This window comes from Clostridium sp. C1 (assembly GCF_018223625.1).
Classification (GTDB): Bacteria; Bacillota_I; Bacilli_A; order Erysipelotrichales; family Coprobacillaceae; genus Allocoprobacillus.
In genome coordinates this window covers 359306-377800 of sequence record NZ_CP073631.1, presented here as the reverse complement: position 1 = coordinate 377800, position 18495 = coordinate 359306, and the positions used below count along the sequence as shown (strand labels likewise).

Below are 18495 nucleotides of genomic sequence, written 5' to 3'. Positions count from 1 at the left end.
TGTTATGATTTTTTCTTCCATTCTGGATGAGAATTGATATATTGAATTGTTTCATCTAATCCATGATCATGAAGATAATGTAAAAGATGTTCTAAAAATTGACGTGTCTGTGGATGCATGATATAAGAATGCTTCCCATTTTCATAATAAGCCAAAGGAAAGGTATCACGGTATTTCTTTCCTTTATAAGTTTGACTGGCTGCAATACGATCACAAAACATTTCTAAAACATAGCGTGTAGGCATTTTTGCGGGTTGTAGTCCTGTACGTGTAAAGTCAACCCAAAACTCCCAGTGATGTTTATTTCTCCCTTTATGATGTAACCATGCCAAAGAATATCCTTTTTCACGACGTTCTACTGAATTAGGAGATTTATCTCCTTGAAAATATTTCATACCCGTTGAAAATTCACACCATGCATATTTTGACATATCATGTAATAGACCCTGTTTATATAAACCAATACGAAAACATAACTTCATGACTTTCCATTTATGTTTTGTTATGGTTTTGAAATGTCCTAAAGTTTTCATCAAATCACCCGTATCTAGTATACAATGTTTTATATTTGAAGTAAATCTCTTTATTTTTTTTCAAACAGTGTTATAATGTAAGCGATGTGTAAGAGGAGGTTTGAGAGATGGCAATTAAAGTTGATGTTCGCACAAATATTAATGACTATGAATTAACACTTGAAAAATGCTCTGAAATTATTACATTACTACAGGACACATATCAGAACATTAGAAATGATATGTATGCCCGTTTTCTAAGTACACGTATATTAATCAAAACACTGACAGTTGTTGCATTTTTGATTATTTTATATTTATTAACACACAGTGCATTTTTCTTATATTCAACTCCTATCTTTATGATAGTCGCATTAATATTAGCCATTGGCACTGCTGAATATATTGTCACAAAAACACGTAAAGAAATTGTTATTCAATTAAAGCATTATAAAAAAGCACGTGAACAATTATTGCAATATGAAAAAATCAAGTTCTAAGACTTGATTTTTCAAATATAAGTTATTTGCTTTAAGCAATAATCATTATGATTTCTTTAATTTTAAACCATCTTTAAAAGCTTCTCCAACACGTTCACTTACGCGATAATAGCCATGTGTATAAGGATCAAAGGCTATGGCTTTAACCAAAGACATATCTATATGATCATCTTTCATAACTTTCTCGTCAGCAGTTATATTTACAACTTTACCAATAACTCCACAACCATATTCATTGGTCTGATATTCAATAAATTCACACTCTAAACAAAGAGGAAATTCTTGAATCACTGGAGCATCAACCATTTGAGCATGTGAAGCCGTTAAACCACTGTTTTCAAATTTATGAGATTCTTTATTCCCAGACACAATTCCAAAATAATCTGCTTCGACAATATGGTCTTCATCAGCAATACGGACTGTAAAAGCACCTCTAGCTTTAATATTTTTGACTGTTTTATGTGTTTCTGTTAAATTCAAAGCAACTGTCCCTCTTTCCTGCATTGTTCCCCATGCAGCATTCATAACATCCACACTACCATCTTCATTATAAGTTGCAATCATTAAAACAGGCATTGGAAAAATACCTTCTGTCAAATTTAATTTTTTTCTCATACTAATAACCCCTTTCTACATTTGAATTGACATTATCTCAACTCTTAAATATAATTTTAACAAGTCTTATAAAAAATACAAGTACTGTCAATTATAATAGGTACTATCTTAAAGGAGAGTGCAATATGATTAAAAATTATATAGAAAATGCTCATTTTGAAGAAACAGGATTTAGCTATACATTATCATTAATATCTGGTAAACATAAAATGGTCATTCTATATTGCTTAATGGAATTTGAAATTGTTCGCTTTAATGAACTAAAACGTTATTTAAAAAATATTACTGACAAAACATTAAGCCACAATTTAAAGGAGCTGGAAAATGATAGACTTATAATCAGAAAAGAATACCCTCAAATTCCACCTAAAGTAGAATATAGTTTAAGTGAAAAAGGAAAATCTTTAATGAAGGTCTTAGATCAGCTGTGTGTCTGGGGCGAAGAACATCGTGAATAGTATTACTATTCTTTTTTTATATTCTCCAGAATCTTTCTAACATTATGAGCAGCATCTTCTTGAATTTCAATAATTTTTGCTCCACGACTTCTAGCTACTTCTCTTAAATCCACTGCAATTGCTGTATGAAATGAACAACCAATAACTAAGAAAATATCACCTGGTTTTAAATCATATACCATTTCATATGCTTTGGCATAGTTTGGTGCAGGATCACCATATAATACTGGTTTATTGTATAATGACCACGCTATATCCATTTCATCATCTTCTGGCAAACCACCATGTAATTCTAAAGCATCACTTCCTGCCTGTTTATGTAAACCATCAATATTCATGGTTATAACAGGTATCTTATATTGGGCTAAAGCAATATGAGCATCATTAGGTTTTGCTCCATTCATGTTGTCTTTTAATTGTTTAACAACTTCATTATATTCTTGATGATGTGTATTTGCATAATCTCTAAATAATTTTTCTCTAATATCTGGTCTTTCCATAAATGTGGATATGTGTTAAGGATGAATTAAATATAATCTTTCTCAACTTTCATTTTTTCAACAGGTAAACAAGGTGTAGCATATTGTTTATCAAATAAGACAATGTTTTTTCCCATATCATAAACTGTACTTTTATATATAATACCATCATAGCCAAGAGATTGAAAATATTGAGCAAGACATTGAAATGGTAGATATTTTGTTTTCTTATCCGCTTTTTCAACTGGTTTAAATATTTCTTCATTTATCATTTTTGTAAATAAAAGTAACAACTGTTTTGATATATGTTTTTTTAAATTATTTTTTAACTTTCTATTATCATAATGAGCTTTAATTTTATTTCCAATATTTTTGATTTCATTTTCGATATCATTATAAGTTAAATCGTTTGCAATCGTTAAATCAACTACCAACTTATCTTTTATTGTATCAGCAATTTCAAACTCACACATCGCATATATATTATTTTTTTCAGCTTTACATTCATATAAACAACAATTTCTAGCAATCGTGTGATCTTCATCTTTTGACATTGCTAAATATAACCATTCAACCCCTTCTGGACTAAATCGATTAGATTCAGATATATATTCTTTATTTGGCAACATTCTTTCAGCTTGGATTAACGAATCTTTTTCATTATCACTCAATTTTGATGCTCTATAAAAACAAGAATTTGATATGTCTTCTAAAGAAACAAACATATATTTCTCATTGTTTTTGAACATATCATCATATTGTTTTAAAAAAACTGCATTCAACATTTTTGATACATTCATACATTCATCTTTATGTTCAAGTAAATAATCTGTAAAACATTGCCATTGTTTTCTCATCTCAGCTTCTGCATTTTCTCTTCCTAAAAAATCTATAACATCATTCATATTTCCTTTCCCTTCCAAATTTCACATAAATATATTTGTACATAAACTATAGATACAATTTATCTTAATTATATTTTATACTATTGAAAATAATTTAATTAATGAATTAATTAATGTAATCACTGCAGCACTCCCACTACAAAAACCTTTTAAAGCAACTAGAAAACCTTTTTTTGGCTTATTGTTTTCTTTGATATCTTTTTCTATTTGATTCAATACATCTAAAACATCAGAATCAATTTTAGAATTTTCTTCTAACAAAGTGCTTTTAATTGTAGCAACAATTTCTAAAGCTTGTTTTACTGTCCCTTCATTTATTTCTACATTATTAGAAACTGCTCCTCCAACAGTTTGAGCAACAACAACTGTTGAATAATTTGCTGTTATACCACCTGAATTAATTGGTTCATTCTTTTTTTCATCACAAATAGCTTTGTCATAACAATTTCTTAAGTAATCTCCAATAAAATCAATTAAAGGATCAATAATATGATTAATAAATTTTGACATTTCATCGTTCACTGTTGACTTAAAACTTGTATACCAATGAGTACCATATAGCCTAGTAAAATCCCCATCATATTTTTCTATTGCATACTTTAGTAATTGATATTCAAAAGATATTTCCTCATCAATCTCTGGACTCACATTAAATGGTGCTGTTAATTCTCTTGATGAAATAATTTCTTCAATGTCAAATGAATGCTTGTTATGATTTTCTATAAACTCTTTGATTATTGGTTCATTATCCACCAATTTAATAAACCTTTTTAAATTAGCGTCACATTGAGAATAATCAGTTCGACTTAATCTGCGTGCTACATTTCTAAAATTTGAAGAAATATCTTGTATTTCTTGACTAGTATATTTCATTACTTAACAATCCTCCCACAATATGGACAATAAAAGCCCGCTACTATATCCGAAGGCATTAATGCCATCTTTTTATTGCAACAATTTATTATAATTTGATGCATATCATAATCTTTATTTTTTAAAATAATACTTCGATCAACTCTTTTTACTGGATTAGTTTTTACTTTTATATATTTTGAGTTAAAACCCTTGAAAGCATCCGATATCATTTGTTCAGCTTCCATCAAAGCAATTTTTTTCGCTTCTTCTACAACTTCTTCCGGCCAAAATGTATTTAATTGCTCAGATATACCACATACAGGACAACAAATGTCTTTCCCTTCTAACTCTTCATTTAAATATTCACATTCAACTTTAAACCTTGACTTACACCTTACACACTGTAATGTAACAAGACCATCCTCATCAGCTTCTAGTGTTGCTTTACCAATGGTTTTAGACATACAAACACATCCTTTTCACAATTTTCTATAAAATTCACTTATTCAACTCTTTTAAAATTTTTCTAACATTATGAGCAGCGTCTTCCTGTATTTCAATAATTCTTGCTCCTCTAGATTTAGCAACTTCTCTTAAATCACAAGCAATAGCTGTATGATATGAGCAACCAATCACTATAAATACATCATCTGGTGTTAAATCATAAACCATTTCATAAGCTTTTTGATAATTCGGTGCAGGGTCACCATATAAAACAGGTTTATTGTATAAAGACCAAGCTTTGCCCATTTCATCATCCTCAGGCAATCCACCATGAAGTTCTAAAGCATCGCTTCCAGCGAGTTTATGTAAACCATCAATATTCATCGTAATAACAGGAATTTGATATTCTGCTAAAGCATAATGCGCATCATTTGGTTTGGCTCCATTCATATTAGCCTTGAGTTGTTTTATAACCTCATTGTACTCTTCATGATGCGTGTTCGCATAACTTCGAAATAGTTTTTCTCTAATGTCTGGGCGCTCCATAAAAGTTGGGATTTGGCTCTGACGACTGATCCCCGCCCCAGTAAATGCTAGTATTTTCATAAAATCAACTCCTTTATTGTTCTATGTATATATAAGAAATTTTAATATTTACTTTATTTATTTCAAATCCTTTAACAATATCTATATCTGCCTTATTTCTTTGATCAAACACAATAACATATTCTCTTAATGCATTATCTTTAACTGCAATTGTTTTTCCAATACCATAAAGTAAAATATCATATAAATATGCATTTTCAGACACATAATAATCGACAAAATTATCTTTATTATAGTCTTGATCTTTTCGAAAAAGTGACCAATGGTCGCTTTTTAATTTTTCCCAAGAATCAATTAATAGATAACTATTAGTGATTCTTTTTTTATACGCCATTGCTTCAAAATGCATTGAGTTATTAAATATTATACTAGGATAGTGTGGACTTAATTGAATAGCATAATTATTTAAATATAAATCACACAAATAAATAAGTGTACTTTTTGAATGCGTATGTAATAACGAGTTTTCATTGTCCTTATATAAAATATCGTACAAAATATGCTGTTTATCTCTTTGTTCATATTTTGACAATTTTTCTAATACGGATTTAGATACTGTTTGAATACGATCATTTTTGATATCAATAATGTTTTGATACGACAATCCTGTTTGTTTAGCGAGCTCCATATAAGATAAGCCCGTTTTTTCTTTTAATTCAATAATATAGTTTGTTATAGACATAATCATCACCTATTCGTAATTATACTATATTTGCAAATAAAAATAAACAATCTATCATATATATGATATTTACATATTTATGTATTGCAATTATCATAAAATATGATATTATATGGTTACAATGATATTTGCTTTTATAATTATTGCAAATATCATATAAAGGAGGTGAATGTATGGAGCAGTTTAAACGATTTATTTCTTATCAAGAGCTAGCAGATGCCATTGGATGCAGTTATCAACAAATTCAAAAAGTTCATGCTAAAAGAATTATTGAATTATTTGATATCGATGTCTCTCGATTACCTAAGAGTGGTGTTCTTCCTCTTGAATGTTGTTATCAATATTTCGATGTAACTACACCAATAAATAAAAATACTCATTAGACCACTCGCCAAAGTTACCTAATGAGTATTAACACCGAAAGGATTATTTTGTTATTGCCTTTCTTGGCTATTATAACAAATATCATTCTTTCAAGCAAATATTAGAAAGGATTGAATTATATGAAAAACACAAATAATTTCACAATAAATAATATAAAAATTCGTATTTACAATCCGATTCTTAATCAAGAAAGGAACGGATATTATGAAATATAAGGGAGCAATAAATTATATTGTAGAAACACATTTTATAACAGAAGGTAGTAATGCATATGACTTGATTTCTAATTTTATCTATAACGATATTAAAAAGGAGTTAAATAATGGTAGTATCTTCAAGAAATCAGCATAAAGTGGGAATTTATTGCCGTTTAAGTAAGGACGACGATAAAATTGGAGAAAGTACCAGCATTACAAATCAAAAAAATATGTTAACAGATTATGTCAAAGAACAAAATTGGTTGCTTGTAGATATTTATATAGATGATGGATATTCTGGAACGAACTTTAATAGGCCGAATTTTCAACGTATGTTACAGGATATTGAAGATAAAAAAATCGATTGTGTATTAGTCAAAGACCAATCACGATTAGGAAGAAACTATATAGAAGTGGGCAATTATACTGAATATTATTTTCCAAAGCACAATGTACGATATATTGCTTTATCAGATGGTATTGATAGTGCTTCTTTGCAAGATATGGATATTGCACCATTTAAAAATATTATGAATGAATTTTATGCTAAAGATACTAGTAAAAAGATTAAAGCAGCGAATCGTACTATTGCTAAAAATGGTGGCCATAAAACAGTATGGCCACCTTTAGGATATAAAAAAGATCCAAACAATCATCTACAACTTATTATTGATGAAGAAACGTCTTGGATTGTTCGATTGATATATAATCTAGCTGACAAAGGTTATGGAGGTAACAAGATTGCTAGAGAGTTGAGTAGCCGACTCATTCCTTGTCCATCATATCTTATTTACCAAAAATATGGTGGGTATAAACACATTTATGAAAAAAGTGATGGCGAAAAGAAAAAGTATAATTGGTACAGTAGTGTAGTTAAGGGAATACTTGTTAATGAATTGTATCTAGGCCATAGTGTTCATTTTAGAAGCACAAATTTATCTTACAAAATAAGACAAAGAGTAAGAAATCCTGAAGAGGAAGTAATGATTGTTGAAAATACCCATGAACCATTGATTACTTTAGAGCAATATCAACGTATCAAAAAATTAAAAGAAGGACGAACTCGTGAGTCAAAGTCTGGCGAAATAAATCTTTTTTCTAAAATATTAAAATGTGGAACTTGTGGTAAATGTATGTCTTGGAATAGACAACCAGGAAATAAATCGAATATCTACTGCTGTAGCCAATTTAGAGAAAAAGGAAAAAGTGCCTGTACCATGCACTATATACGTGAAGATGATTTAAAAAATATCGTTTTAAACGCAATTAAATCAATTATTCATCAGACTTTGGCCGATCCCAAAAAATTTAGTGACACGTTAATTGAAAAGATGAGTAAAGATAATCATATAGCTATTAATCGCAATAAGAATTTATTAAATGATTATAATCAAAAATTAAAGGATGCGGATCGCAAACTATCAAAAATATACGACGACTATTATAATGAAAAATTAAGTATCAGGAATTTTGAACAATTATCCAAGAAAATTCAAACAGATCAGGATTATTATTTAAATGAAATTGAAAAAATTAAAAAACAATTAGAAAAACAAGATGAATTTATTGATAATATCCAAAATTGGATCGAAATCGTCAATAAATATAAAAATATTGATACACTGAACTATGAAATCATCCACATGTTAATATCCAAGATCATTATTCATGAACGAGAAGTAACGAATGAAGGAGAGATTAATCAAAAAATAGAAATCGAATATGCTTTTATTGGTTCGTTAGATAAAGGTGATATAGAATGACTTTATTAGAAGCAGCACGTATTTATGCACGAAGTTACAAAGTCTTTCCTTTAGCACCACAAAGTAAAAGTAAACAATTATTACGTTCTTGGAAAAATGAAGCATCAAATGATTTGTCACAAGTTGAAAGATGGTGGAAAGCTTGTCCTCAAGCCAATATCGGACTAGTGACAGGAAATGGATTACTTGTAATCGATGTGGATAATAAAAATGGTAAGAATGGAAGTGAAATGCTTAAACCTTATCTTGATGATTTCCCTGATACAATGGTCGTCAAAACACCAAGCGGTGGTTATCACTATTATTTTGAAGTCGAAGGTTCATTTCCAAATAAAGTAAATCTCTATGATGGAATTGATATTCGTAGTGATGGAGGATATATCCTTGCTCCCCCTAGTGTCGTTGATCATCAAGCGTATACGAATATGAATAACAATCCGATTGCGAAGGCGAATGATGCGGTATATAAATTTTTAAAAGGACCAAGCAAAGAAGTAAGTACAGTATCATCGATCATTTATGAGGGAGAAAGAAACAATCAACTTTTTAAACTGGGATGTCGTCTACACTCTAATGGGATATCAAATGATATCATCAAGATCTGTTTAGAGTCAGAAAATCATTTGAGATGTCAACCACCATTGGAGTCAAACGAAGTTAAACGTATTTATGAAAGTATCATTCATCGTTACGACAAAGGTAAAGATGATGAAGTGGAAGAAATCAATGTTATGGATTTAATCGATCGTGATTTTGATGAGCAAGAAGATATTGTCGAAGATATGTTAACTCCTGGGGTATGTTTGCTCGGTGCACCCCAAAAGATTGGTAAGACCTTCTTTTGTTTACAACTAGCGATTACTATTTCTAAAGGAGAATCGTTTATGGGGAGACGTGTTCAAAAAAAACGGGTACTTTATATTGCTTTAGAAGATTCAAAAAGTAAATTGAATAAACGCATTAAAACTTTTGGAGTAACACTCAATCGTAATTTGGATTTTCGTTTTGAAAAAGCGTATAACCCTGACTTTGATTTAGAAGAAGTCATCGGAGCTAAAAAACAAGAAGATGCGAATCTAGGCGTAGTTGTTATTGATACCTTTGCGAAAATCAAGAAGAACAAAAAGGTGGAATACGATATGGAGTATGAAGAAGTTTCTCGTATTCATGAACTAGGTATTAAATACAATCTTTGTATTCTTCTCGTGACGCACGTGAAAAAAGAAATCGATCGTGATAATCCTTTTGATAGCATTTATGGTTCACGTGGTGTGACAGCTGCAGCCGATTCGATGATGGTGATGTTTAAACGAGGCATTACTAAAGTCAAAGAATTGCATATCACGGGCAAAGACATACCAGATGAAAGACAACTACTTATTCAAGATGAACACTTGCTTTATCACGTTGTCGAAGAAGAGGTTGAAGAAAACGTCGATGAGAATCTAATCCGAGTGATCAACTATATCATTCGTGCGAAAGTCTTTACAGGTAGTCATCTTGATCTTTCGGCTAAGCTTAATCTACCCCTTACCGGCAAAGCTCTTCAATGCTTACTTAAAAATAATAAGGATCTTTTAGAAAGTAATTTTATAGTTTATGAAGTGGGTAACAGAACGAGCCGAGCTAGGCAAATGAAATTGTCTTATCTTGGTGATGATGAAACGAACGGTGACGGTATGACGGTTGAAACGCCCCTCTAGCTCTAGCGTCATTTAATCGTCAGTAAAATGATGATAGGTGACGGTTTGATGACTTTTAAAACGATTAACTCTATAAGGGAAACCAACCGTCACACCGTCACCATTGTCATAGAAATAATAATCATAATATAAGGGTCTAAAATCATAGGAATATGTATTAGCAAGCAACGTATTTTGACCCCAAAATACAGATGAAAAAGTTGGCTTTGTGCCAACAGGAATGAGGTGATATCAATGAAAAGAGACCGTCACTTTAAAGTGAGAATGAATGAAGAAGAGATGGAAGATTTAAATTTAAAAGTAGAAAAAAGTAAGATGAGTCGTGAAGAGTTTGTCCGTTTATGTATCAAAAACATGACGGTTAAAGAACCACCGTCTCTTGATTATTATCGACTTATTAATGAGTTTAATCGTATTGGAACCAACCTCAATCAACTAACAAAATTAGCGCATGTGTCGACAAAATTGCCAGATCATCAATTAGAAAATATACTGAATGAATTATCTTTGTTAGTCCAAAAAGTTGATAAGGAGATTCGAGGATAGGATGGCAACGACATCATTATGGGCCATTCGAGGGCGGATAGATCATGCGATTGAGTATATTGAAAATGAAGAAAAGACAGCAGAACAAGTGATTGATTATGTAACTAATGGATATAAAACAGGTGACAAACGTTTTGTCACCTGCATTAATTGTAATATGTTTGATCCACAAAAATCGATGATCCAAACGAAAAAACTGTTTCATGACGAAAGCCAAATTACGGCCTTCCATGGTTATCAATCGTTTAAAAAAGGAGAAGTCAGTGCTGAAAAAGCTCATGAAATCGGAGTAAGATTAGCACAAGAATTGTATGGTGATTGTTTTGAAATCATAGTTTCAACGCACCTAGATCGTGATCATATGCATAACCATTTGTTCTTTAATTCCACCTCCTTTATAGATGGCAAACGCTTTTGTAATACCAAGAAAGATTATCGGGAACTAAAAAATAAATCGGATGAACTGTGCAAAGAGTATGGATTATCAGTGATAAAAAATCCAAAAAACCGTAGTCAAAAAGTGAATTATCATCGTGTGAAATCTTATATCAAAGATATCCAACATGAGATAGATGTTCTTGTGGATTATAGTGCAACACTGAGAACTTTATTAGATTATATGGCAATCAAAGGGTATCGTCATGAACGTATTGATGGAGAAGATTATATCTACCATCCTTATTATCAAGAACCTATTCCGGTTAAGTCATTAGGTGAAAATTATCATTTTGATCATATTAGAGAACGTTTAAGTGATCGCTATATCATGATCCAAGAAGTTGCGCATTTATCGAGTTACGTTAAATTAAAAGACTATTATAAACAATATAAGAGTAAGAAGTTGACAGGAATTGCAGGCTTATATATTGCATATTTTATTAGTGAAGGTGTTCTTCCTAGTCCTAAACAACGCTTATCTAAAGAAGCAAAACAAGCGCTTCATAAGCTTGATTTATTTACTAAGGAAGTGGATTTATTGTGTCATTATCAAATAGAAAATATCAATCAACTTGATACTTTTCAACAACAAATGCAAGAAAAATTAGACGAACTAATTAAAGAAAGACAGAAATGTTATAAGGGTCGAATGAAAGCAAAGTGTACTGAAGATAAGGATAAATGGTCACTTTTAGCCAAACAATTTACACCCGATATCAAAAAATATCGAGAATTGATTAAGGCTAGTGAACGTATCCGCTCACGTAGTTTTGATCCTGAATTAGAAAAACAAGCACGTAAAAAGATTAAAAGTAGAGATGAAAGGTAGGAAAATAGATATGAAAGAAATAAAATATAATCGAGTTGGAGATTATGAGTTTCCAGTGTTGAAAGGAGAAAATGACTTACCAAGTTTATCACGACTAGGTAGGATGTATTTAAAAATATTAAAAGAAAAACATCCAGGTCATTACTTCGCTTTAAGAGCAAAAAATGAATTGAATGATGAGCTAATACGTATTGATAAAGGCTTGAATGAACGTTATGAAATGCTTGTAGAACAGTATAAAGTATCAAGAAATGTTACAGAGCAATTGAAGAAACAAGATCAAATGAAGTGGGTTCAAGAGATGAATAATATTCGAAGTAGTGTTGAAGAAATTATCATTAGCGAAATGAATTAAAGTAGGGAAACCTACTTTTTTATTTAATTATTTCACTAAAAAAGAAAAAAAGAAGTATAGAATTTATACAAAAATTATCGAAAATGACAAAAAAACTCGCAAAAATGCAATAAAACTGTACAAATGATTACAAATAAAATATATAATTACAAATAGTATGGAGGATAATCTATAAAGCATGTTACAACAAATTTTTTAAATTATTGATTGATAGAGGGATTAGAAAAATGGAATTTGCTAAGATGGCAGGTATTAGTCAAAATACGATGGCGAGACTTTCTCGAAATCAGAATGTTTCATTAGAGGTACTAGGAAAAATATGTTGTACTTTAAATTGTAAGATAGATGATATTCTTGAATTTATATCAGAGGATAAGGAGAAATAGTAATGGTGGAAATTAATAAAGATCAAGAACGAGATGAATTACATCGCGCTATATGGGCAATTGCAGATGAATTACGCGGAAGTATCGATGGATGGGACTTCAAAAGTTATGTGTTGGGAATGATGTTCTATCGTTACATCTCAGAAAATTTAACTAATTATATCAATGAAGGTGAAGAAGAAGCAGGAAATACTGGTTTCGATTATGCTATATTATCGGATGAAGATGCAGAACAGGCACGTGAAGATTTAGTTCAAACAAAAGGATTCTTTATCCTTCCTTCTGAATTGTTTTGTAATGTGAGAAAGAAAGCTTCATCAGATGAAAATCTGAATATGACATTGGAAGCAGTCTTTAGACATATCGAAGAGTCTGCAAAAGGCAGTGATAGTGAAGATGATTTTGCAGGTTTGTTTGATGATATCGATGTGAATAGCAATAAATTAGGAGCAACGGTTGCTAAACGAAATGCGAATCTTGTGAAATTGATGGATGGTATTGCCAATATGAAACTTGGAAATTATAAAGATCATTCCATCGACGCTTTTGGTGATGCCTATGAATATTTGATGAGTATGTATGCATCCAATGCTGGTAAAAGTGGTGGAGAATTCTTTACTCCGCAAGAGGTATCACAATTATTGACTCGATTGGCAGTCGTAGGCAAGACAGAAGTAAATAAGGTATATGACCCAGCTTGTGGTTCTGGTTCTCTGTTATTACAAGCTTCTAAGATTTTAGGAAAAGATAAAGTACGTCAAGGTTTCTATGGACAGGAAATCAATTTAACAACATATAACTTATGTCGTATCAACATGTTCTTGCATGATATCGACTATGATAAATTCGATATTGCTCATGAAGATACGTTGTTAAGCCCTCAGCATTGGGATGATGAGCCATTTGAAGTCATTGTTTCAAATCCGCCCTATTCTATTAAATGGGAAGGTGATGATAATCCAGTGTTGATCAATGATCCACGTTTTTCTCCAGCTGGAGTATTGGCTCCTAAATCAAAAGCAGACCTTGCCTTTATCATGCATTCTTTGGCTTGGTTAGCTACTAATGGAACCGCATCTATCGTATGCTTTCCAGGGATCATGTATCGAGGAGGAGCCGAAAAGAAGATTCGTCAGTATTTGATTGATAACAACTTCATCGACTGCATTATTCAACTACCTAACAATTTATTTTTTGGAACAAGTATTTCTACCTGTATTATGGTCTTGAAGAAAAATAAAACGGATAATAATACTTTGTTTATTGATGCATCCAATGAATATGTAAAAGTAACCAACAATAACAAATTAACAGATGAAAATATTCAAAAGATCGTAAATGAATTTGTTTCTAGAGAAGATGTTGATCATTTTGCACGTTGCGTACCTTATGAAGAAATCAAAGAAAATGAATATAACTTGTCTGTCAGCACATATGTAGAACCTGAAGACACAAGAGAAGTCATTGACATCAAAGAACTAAATGATGCAATTGAAAAGATTGTAACAAGAGAACAAGTCTTACGTGATGAAATAGCTAAGATCATCTCCGAAATTGAGGTGGAAGAATGAGTAAATTAGACGATTTGATTCGAGAATTGTGTCCACATGGTATTAAATATACAGAATTAAGAGATGTTTGTGATTTTCAAAATGGATTTTCTTTTAAGAGTGCATTATTTAAGGAAATAGGATTACCAATCCTGAGAATAACTAATATACAAGATGGTAATATTTCTGCTTCAGATTATGTTTTTTTTGATAGAGAAGATTATAAAGAATCTTTAGATAGATATAAAGTGAAAAAAGGAGATATTGTTGTTGCAATGTCAGGAGCTACAACCGGAAAAATTGGATATTACAATAACGATGAAACTTTATATCTTAATCAACGAGTAGGATTATTCAAGCCGAATGAAAAAAAACTAAATAGAAGATTTTTATTTCATTGGCTTTGTACAAAAAGCAAAGAAATTCTAAACGTTTCTTGTGGTTCAGGGGCTCAACCCAACCTGAGTTCTAATAAAATGATGAGTTTTTGCATACCCATCCCCCCTCTTCCAGTCCAAGAAGAAATTGTCCGTATTTTGGACAATTTCACAGAGCTTACAGCAGAGCTTACAGCAGAGCTTACAGCAGAGCTTACAGCAAGAAGAAAACAGTATGAATATTATAGAGATAAATTACTTCGTTTCGATTCAAATATCTCTTTTAAAAGGCTAGGAGATTTTTCTGTTATAAAAACAGGTAAAAAGCCTAAGATTATCGAAACGGAAAAAACAAAATATGAATATATAAATGCAGGAACAAGTAATTCAGGATATGCAAATGAGTATAATTGTGAAGGAGATGTCGTTACAACACCTTCTCGAGGCCAGGGTGGGATTGGATTTGTTGGATATCAAAGTAATGCTTTCTGGTTAGGACCATTGTGCTATAAGATTTGTTCTACTGATAACAAAGTATTGAATAAATACTTATATTATTTTTTGTCTTCTAACAATTATCTTATTTTGGCCAACAAAAAAGAAGGAGGAACACCTGCAATTAATTCAACAGATTTATCTTCCATTTGTATACCAATACCTTCTTTCGAAGAACAACAACGTATCGTTGATATCTTAGATCGTTTTGATAAGCTTTGTAACGATATCAGTGAAGGATTGCCTGCAGAAATCGAAGCGCGTCAGAAACAATATGAATATTATAGAGATAAGTTATTAACTTTTAAACCATTAGAGGAAGTGAAATGATATGAGTACATACAATATGATCTTATCGACCAGTGAAAGTACGGTCGTTGCCGAATATGTACCACAGTCAGGTCGTTCGGATTCCTATCAGAGTGAAGCTTCCTTAGAAAAAGCATTTATTAAGATGCTTGGTGAACAAGGCTATGAATATATCAATATCCATCATGAAAAAGATTTGATCGATAATCTTAGAAAACAGTTGGAATTGTTGAATCATTATACGTTTACGGATAAGGAATGGGATACATTCTTTAAACACAAGATTTCGAATAATAATGAAGGAATTGTAGAAAAGACACGTAAGATCCAAGAAGATTATATACAGAACCTGACACGTGAAGATGGTTCAACGATGAATATCTCTTTGATCGATAAGAAGAATATTCATAATAATCGTCTACAGGTCATCAACCAGTATGAAGAAGATGGTGGAAAACATGATACACGGTATGATGTGACCATCCTTGTGAACGGCTTGCCTTTGGTTCATGTCGAATTGAAACGTCGTGGTGTCGCTATCAAAGAAGCGTTTAATCAGATTAATCGTTATCAAAGAGATAGCTTTTGGGCTGGTTCAGGTCTATATGAATATGTGCAGATCTTTGTAATCTCGAATGGAACGAATACAAAGTATTATTCGAATACGACTCGATTCAGTCATATTAAAGAAAATGAAACATTTTCAAAAAAGAAAAGTAAGAAAACATCGAATAGCTTTGAGTTTACTTCTTTCTGGGCGGATGGTAATAATCGCACGATTCCAGATTTAGTTGACTTTACAAGAACATTCTTTGCCAAACATACATTGTTAAATATATTGACTAGATACTGCGTGTTCACAACAGAAGAATTGCTTCTTGTCATGCGGCCTTACCAGATCGTAGCGACCGAACGAATATTGAACCGTATCGAAGTATCAACAAACTATAAAAAAACAGGCACAATCGAAGCTGGAGGTTATATCTGGCATACCACAGGAAGCGGCAAAACCTTGACTTCATTTAAAACAGCGCAATTGGCAACCAATTTGCCTTATATTGATAAGGTTCTTTTCGTAGTGGATAGAAAGGATCTGGATTATCAAACAATCAAGGAATATGACCGTTTTGAAAAAGGCGCTGCGAACGGAAATAAAAATACAGCTGTCCTTCAAAAACAATTGGAAGATGAAAATGCACGAATCATCGTTACAACGATTCAAAAGTTAGATGTCTTTATTACAAAGAATCCGTCGCATCCCATTCGTGATAAACATATCGTATTGATCTTTGATGAATGTCATCGAAGTCAGTTTGGAGATATGCATACACGGGTCGTAGGTGGAATGATAAAGAAAAAAGAAAAAACGATTAAAGTGGATCGTTACTTTAAGAATTATCATATATTTGGATTCACTGGAACACCTATCTTCTCTGTCAATGCAGGAACCGGTGGCAATCCAAATCTAAGAACAACAGCACAGGCTTTTGGGGAAAAGCTTCATACATATACGATTGTAGATGCTATCAATGATGGTAATGTATTGCCATTCCGTATTGATTATATCAATACTGTGAAACAAAAAGACGATACAAGTGATCAAAAAGTAAAGGCAATTGATACCGAAGAGGCTTTGGCTTCTCCGGAAAGAATACGAGAAGTATCTAAATATATCTTGGATCACTTTGATCAAAAGACCATGCGCAATTCGTATTATAGTTTGAAAGGGCAACGAGTAAATGGATTCAATTCCATGTTTGCGGTTAGTTCAATTCCCGTTTGTAAGAAATATTATATGGAACTAAAAAAACAGATTGCTGAAAGACATCGTGATCTGACCATTGCAACGATTTTCTCCTTTGCTCCAAATGAAGATAGTCCAGATGGAATCCTAGAAGATGAAAGCTTTGATACGGAAGGATTAGATCAAAGCTCACGTGATTTCTTGGAAATGGTTATTGATGATTATAATAAACAATTCAAAACAAATTATGATACCTCAAGCAAAGGATTCCAAGATTATTATAAAGATTTGTCGAATCGTATGAAGAAAAGAGAGGTCGACTTATTGATCGTTGTCAATATGTTCTTAACTGGATTTGATGCGACAACACTGAATACTTTATGGGTCGATAAGAACTTGAAGATGCATGGATTGATCCAGGCATTCTCAAGAACGAACCGTATCTTAAATTCGGTAAAGACATATGGAAATATTGTTTGTTTCCGTGATTTAGAAAAAGAAACCAACGATGCAATCCAATTATTTGGTGATAAGGAAGCTAGCGGAATCGTTCTATTGAAGTCTTATGAAGACTACTATTATGGCTGTGTAGATGATAAAGGAAGAACACTGAAAGGATATGAAGAAAGAATTCAAGAATTGCTTTCTCGTTTCCCTTTAGGTGAACCAATCATAGGAGATACAAACAAGAAAGATTTTATCGTTTTATTTGGAAATATTTTGCGATTAAGAAACATCTTATCCGCTTTTGACAAATTCGAAGGCAATGAGATTCTATCTCCAATTGACTTCCAAGATTATACTGGAAATTACCATGATATCTATCAGGAAATCAAACCGAAAGAAGTAGATAAAGATAGTATCCTAGATGATGTTGTCTTTGAGATGGAACTTGTTAAACAAGTGGAAGTGAATATCGATTATATCTTGATGCTTGTTGCTAAATATCATGATGAAAATTGTAAGGATAAAGAAATCCTGGTTGCGATCGATAAAGCCATTCGATCAAGTTTACAATTACGTTCAAAGAAAGAACTAATCGAAGACTTTATTGAAACAATTAATGCAAGTAGTGATGTAAATGAAGATTGGCAAAAATTTGTTCAAGAACAAAAAGAAATGGATATTCAAGAACTCATTCAAGAAGAAAAACTTAAACCCGAGGAAACAAAGAGATTGATGGAAAATGCCTTTAGAGATGGTGTTTTAAAAACAATGGGAACAGATGTAGATAAGATATTACCTCCCATATCACGCTTTGGTGGTGGAACACGAGACAAAAAGAAACAAATTGTGATAAACAAGTTAAAAATATTTTTTGAAAAATATTTTGGGATATTATGATACATAAATTTGATTGGTT

The 18495-nt window shown here is 31.7% G+C and carries 21 protein-coding genes; 13 read left to right on the top strand and 8 right to left on the bottom strand.

The window, feature by feature from the left end; all coding sequences use genetic code 11:
• Positions 1 to 2: 2 nt before the first annotated feature.
• On the bottom strand, positions 3 to 533 hold the full coding sequence (locus tag KEC48_RS01910; RefSeq protein ID WP_211964024.1) for a DUF5662 family protein: 531 nt from the start codon (positions 531 to 533) through the stop codon (positions 3 to 5).
• Between the two features lie 107 nt (positions 534 to 640).
• Between KEC48_RS01910 and KEC48_RS01905 the strand changes: the two genes are divergently transcribed.
• Positions 641 to 1012, top strand: a complete 372-nt coding sequence (locus tag KEC48_RS01905; RefSeq protein ID WP_087357905.1) for a hypothetical protein — start codon at positions 641 to 643, stop codon at positions 1010 to 1012.
• 45 nt (positions 1013 to 1057) lie between these two features.
• Here KEC48_RS01905 and KEC48_RS01900 read toward each other — a convergent pair whose 3' ends face one another.
• Positions 1058 to 1627 carry a flavin reductase gene (locus KEC48_RS01900; RefSeq protein ID WP_211964022.1) on the bottom strand — a complete coding sequence of 190 codons (570 nt, stop codon included), beginning with the start codon at positions 1625 to 1627 and terminating at the stop codon, positions 1058 to 1060.
• Positions 1628 to 1752: 125 nt separating this feature from the next.
• Here KEC48_RS01900 and KEC48_RS01895 point away from each other — a divergent pair, with 125 nt between their 5' ends.
• Positions 1753 to 2085: a helix-turn-helix domain-containing protein gene (locus tag KEC48_RS01895; RefSeq protein WP_211964020.1), complete on the top strand. Its 333-nt coding sequence runs from the start codon at positions 1753 to 1755 to the stop codon at positions 2083 to 2085.
• Between the two features lie 5 nt (positions 2086 to 2090).
• Here the strand turns inward: KEC48_RS01895 and KEC48_RS01890 are convergent, their stop codons facing one another.
• The 6 genes from KEC48_RS01890 to KEC48_RS01865 form a co-directional block, all read right to left on the bottom strand.
• Positions 2091 to 2585 (bottom strand): Sir2 family NAD-dependent protein deacetylase, encoded by a 495-nt coding sequence (locus tag KEC48_RS01890; RefSeq protein WP_211964018.1) that lies wholly within the window; start codon positions 2583 to 2585, stop codon positions 2091 to 2093.
• 26 nt (positions 2586 to 2611) lie between these two features.
• Entirely contained in the window at positions 2612 to 3469 is an 858-nt protein-coding gene (locus KEC48_RS01885) for an RES domain-containing protein (protein ID WP_087936479.1), read from the bottom strand.
• A 75-nt stretch (positions 3470 to 3544) separates the two neighbouring features.
• On the bottom strand, positions 3545 to 4342 hold the full coding sequence (locus KEC48_RS01880) for a hypothetical protein (RefSeq protein WP_087936480.1): 798 nt from the start codon (positions 4340 to 4342) through the stop codon (positions 3545 to 3547).
• A complete protein-coding gene (locus KEC48_RS01875) occupies positions 4342 to 4788 on the bottom strand; it encodes a hypothetical protein (protein WP_087936481.1) in 447 nt (148 codons plus the stop codon). Before KEC48_RS01875 ends, KEC48_RS01880 begins: the two co-directional genes overlap by 1 nt.
• Positions 4789 to 4822: 34 nt before the next feature.
• A complete protein-coding gene (locus tag KEC48_RS01870) occupies positions 4823 to 5374 on the bottom strand; it encodes a Sir2 family NAD-dependent protein deacetylase (protein ID WP_087936482.1) in 552 nt (183 codons plus the stop codon).
• A 13-nt stretch (positions 5375 to 5387) separates the two neighbouring features.
• Positions 5388 to 6056, bottom strand: coding sequence for a helix-turn-helix transcriptional regulator (locus KEC48_RS01865; protein WP_087936483.1), 669 nt, complete (start codon positions 6054 to 6056; stop codon positions 5388 to 5390).
• A 173-nt stretch (positions 6057 to 6229) separates the two neighbouring features.
• Between KEC48_RS01865 and KEC48_RS01860 the strand changes: the two genes are divergently transcribed.
• The 11 genes from KEC48_RS01860 to KEC48_RS01810 all read left to right on the top strand — a co-directional run bounded on the left by KEC48_RS01860 (position 6230) and on the right by KEC48_RS01810 (position 18476).
• The gene (locus KEC48_RS01860) at positions 6230 to 6439 is read left to right on the top strand and encodes a hypothetical protein (protein ID WP_087936484.1); all 210 of its coding nucleotides are present in this window, start codon (positions 6230 to 6232) and stop codon (positions 6437 to 6439) included.
• Between the two features lie 205 nt (positions 6440 to 6644).
• Positions 6645 to 6791: a hypothetical protein gene (locus KEC48_RS01855; RefSeq protein ID WP_211964016.1), complete on the top strand. Its 147-nt coding sequence runs from the start codon at positions 6645 to 6647 to the stop codon at positions 6789 to 6791.
• The gene (locus tag KEC48_RS01850) at positions 6763 to 8400 is read left to right on the top strand and encodes a recombinase family protein (protein ID WP_087936485.1); all 1638 of its coding nucleotides are present in this window, start codon (positions 6763 to 6765) and stop codon (positions 8398 to 8400) included. The genes KEC48_RS01855 and KEC48_RS01850 overlap by 29 nt, the downstream gene beginning before the upstream one ends.
• Complete coding sequence (locus tag KEC48_RS01845) at positions 8397 to 10103, top strand: bifunctional DNA primase/polymerase (protein ID WP_087936486.1); 1707 nt, start codon at positions 8397 to 8399, stop codon at positions 10101 to 10103. Before KEC48_RS01850 ends, KEC48_RS01845 begins: the two co-directional genes overlap by 4 nt.
• 234 nt (positions 10104 to 10337) lie before the next feature.
• Positions 10338 to 10649 (top strand): plasmid mobilization relaxosome protein MobC, encoded by a 312-nt coding sequence (gene mobC, locus KEC48_RS01840; RefSeq protein ID WP_087936487.1) that lies wholly within the window; start codon positions 10338 to 10340, stop codon positions 10647 to 10649.
• Between the two features lies 1 nt (position 10650).
• Positions 10651 to 11916: a relaxase/mobilization nuclease domain-containing protein gene (locus KEC48_RS01835; RefSeq protein ID WP_211964013.1), complete on the top strand. Its 1266-nt coding sequence runs from the start codon at positions 10651 to 10653 to the stop codon at positions 11914 to 11916.
• 10 nt (positions 11917 to 11926) lie between these two features.
• Positions 11927 to 12271 carry a TnpV protein gene (locus tag KEC48_RS01830; protein WP_087936488.1) on the top strand — a complete coding sequence of 115 codons (345 nt, stop codon included), beginning with the start codon at positions 11927 to 11929 and terminating at the stop codon, positions 12269 to 12271.
• Between the two features lie 203 nt (positions 12272 to 12474).
• The gene (locus tag KEC48_RS01825; protein ID WP_349291044.1) at positions 12475 to 12657 is read left to right on the top strand and encodes a helix-turn-helix transcriptional regulator; all 183 of its coding nucleotides are present in this window, start codon (positions 12475 to 12477) and stop codon (positions 12655 to 12657) included.
• A 2-nt stretch (positions 12658 to 12659) separates the two neighbouring features.
• Entirely contained in the window at positions 12660 to 14228 is a 1569-nt protein-coding gene (locus KEC48_RS01820) for a type I restriction-modification system subunit M (protein ID WP_087936490.1), read from the top strand.
• Positions 14225 to 15409 carry a restriction endonuclease subunit S gene (locus tag KEC48_RS01815; RefSeq protein WP_087936491.1) on the top strand — a complete coding sequence of 395 codons (1185 nt, stop codon included), beginning with the start codon at positions 14225 to 14227 and terminating at the stop codon, positions 15407 to 15409. Before KEC48_RS01820 ends, KEC48_RS01815 begins: the two co-directional genes overlap by 4 nt.
• A gap of 1 nt (position 15410) precedes the next feature.
• A complete protein-coding gene (locus tag KEC48_RS01810) occupies positions 15411 to 18476 on the top strand; it encodes a type I restriction endonuclease subunit R (RefSeq protein WP_087936492.1) in 3066 nt (1021 codons plus the stop codon).
• Positions 18477 to 18495: the final 19 nt, after the last annotated feature.

What these genes read in the sequence shown, in the direction of transcription:
- KEC48_RS01810 (WP_087936492.1), top strand. Translation starts at nt 15,411, where the DNA reads ATGAGTACATACAATATGATCTTATCGACCAGTGAAAGTACGGTCGTT.
- KEC48_RS01875 (WP_087936481.1), bottom strand. Translation starts at nt 4,788, where the DNA reads ATGTCTAAAACCATTGGTAAAGCAACACTAGAAGCTGATGAGGATGGT.
- KEC48_RS01855 (WP_211964016.1), top strand. Translation starts at nt 6,645, where the DNA reads ATGAAATATAAGGGAGCAATAAATTATATTGTAGAAACACATTTTATA.
- KEC48_RS01830 (WP_087936488.1), top strand. Translation starts at nt 11,927, where the DNA reads ATGAAAGAAATAAAATATAATCGAGTTGGAGATTATGAGTTTCCAGTG.
- mobC (WP_087936487.1), top strand. Translation starts at nt 10,338, where the DNA reads ATGAAAAGAGACCGTCACTTTAAAGTGAGAATGAATGAAGAAGAGATG.
- KEC48_RS01900 (WP_211964022.1), bottom strand. Translation starts at nt 1,627, where the DNA reads ATGAGAAAAAAATTAAATTTGACAGAAGGTATTTTTCCAATGCCTGTT.
- KEC48_RS01820 (WP_087936490.1), top strand. Translation starts at nt 12,660, where the DNA reads ATGGTGGAAATTAATAAAGATCAAGAACGAGATGAATTACATCGCGCT.
- KEC48_RS01835 (WP_211964013.1), top strand. Translation starts at nt 10,651, where the DNA reads ATGGCAACGACATCATTATGGGCCATTCGAGGGCGGATAGATCATGCG.
- KEC48_RS01885 (WP_087936479.1), bottom strand. Translation starts at nt 3,469, where the DNA reads ATGAATGATGTTATAGATTTTTTAGGAAGAGAAAATGCAGAAGCTGAG.
- KEC48_RS01870 (WP_087936482.1), bottom strand. Translation starts at nt 5,374, where the DNA reads ATGAAAATACTAGCATTTACTGGGGCGGGGATCAGTCGTCAGAGCCAA.
- KEC48_RS01845 (WP_087936486.1), top strand. Translation starts at nt 8,397, where the DNA reads ATGACTTTATTAGAAGCAGCACGTATTTATGCACGAAGTTACAAAGTC.
- KEC48_RS01850 (WP_087936485.1), top strand. Translation starts at nt 6,763, where the DNA reads ATGGTAGTATCTTCAAGAAATCAGCATAAAGTGGGAATTTATTGCCGT.
- KEC48_RS01880 (WP_087936480.1), bottom strand. Translation starts at nt 4,342, where the DNA reads ATGAAATATACTAGTCAAGAAATACAAGATATTTCTTCAAATTTTAGA.
- KEC48_RS01895 (WP_211964020.1), top strand. Translation starts at nt 1,753, where the DNA reads ATGATTAAAAATTATATAGAAAATGCTCATTTTGAAGAAACAGGATTT.
- KEC48_RS01865 (WP_087936483.1), bottom strand. Translation starts at nt 6,056, where the DNA reads ATGTCTATAACAAACTATATTATTGAATTAAAAGAAAAAACGGGCTTA.
- KEC48_RS01860 (WP_087936484.1), top strand. Translation starts at nt 6,230, where the DNA reads ATGGAGCAGTTTAAACGATTTATTTCTTATCAAGAGCTAGCAGATGCC.
- KEC48_RS01905 (WP_087357905.1), top strand. Translation starts at nt 641, where the DNA reads ATGGCAATTAAAGTTGATGTTCGCACAAATATTAATGACTATGAATTA.
- KEC48_RS01815 (WP_087936491.1), top strand. Translation starts at nt 14,225, where the DNA reads ATGAGTAAATTAGACGATTTGATTCGAGAATTGTGTCCACATGGTATT.
- KEC48_RS01910 (WP_211964024.1), bottom strand. Translation starts at nt 533, where the DNA reads ATGAAAACTTTAGGACATTTCAAAACCATAACAAAACATAAATGGAAA.
- KEC48_RS01890 (WP_211964018.1), bottom strand. Translation starts at nt 2,585, where the DNA reads ATGGAAAGACCAGATATTAGAGAAAAATTATTTAGAGATTATGCAAAT.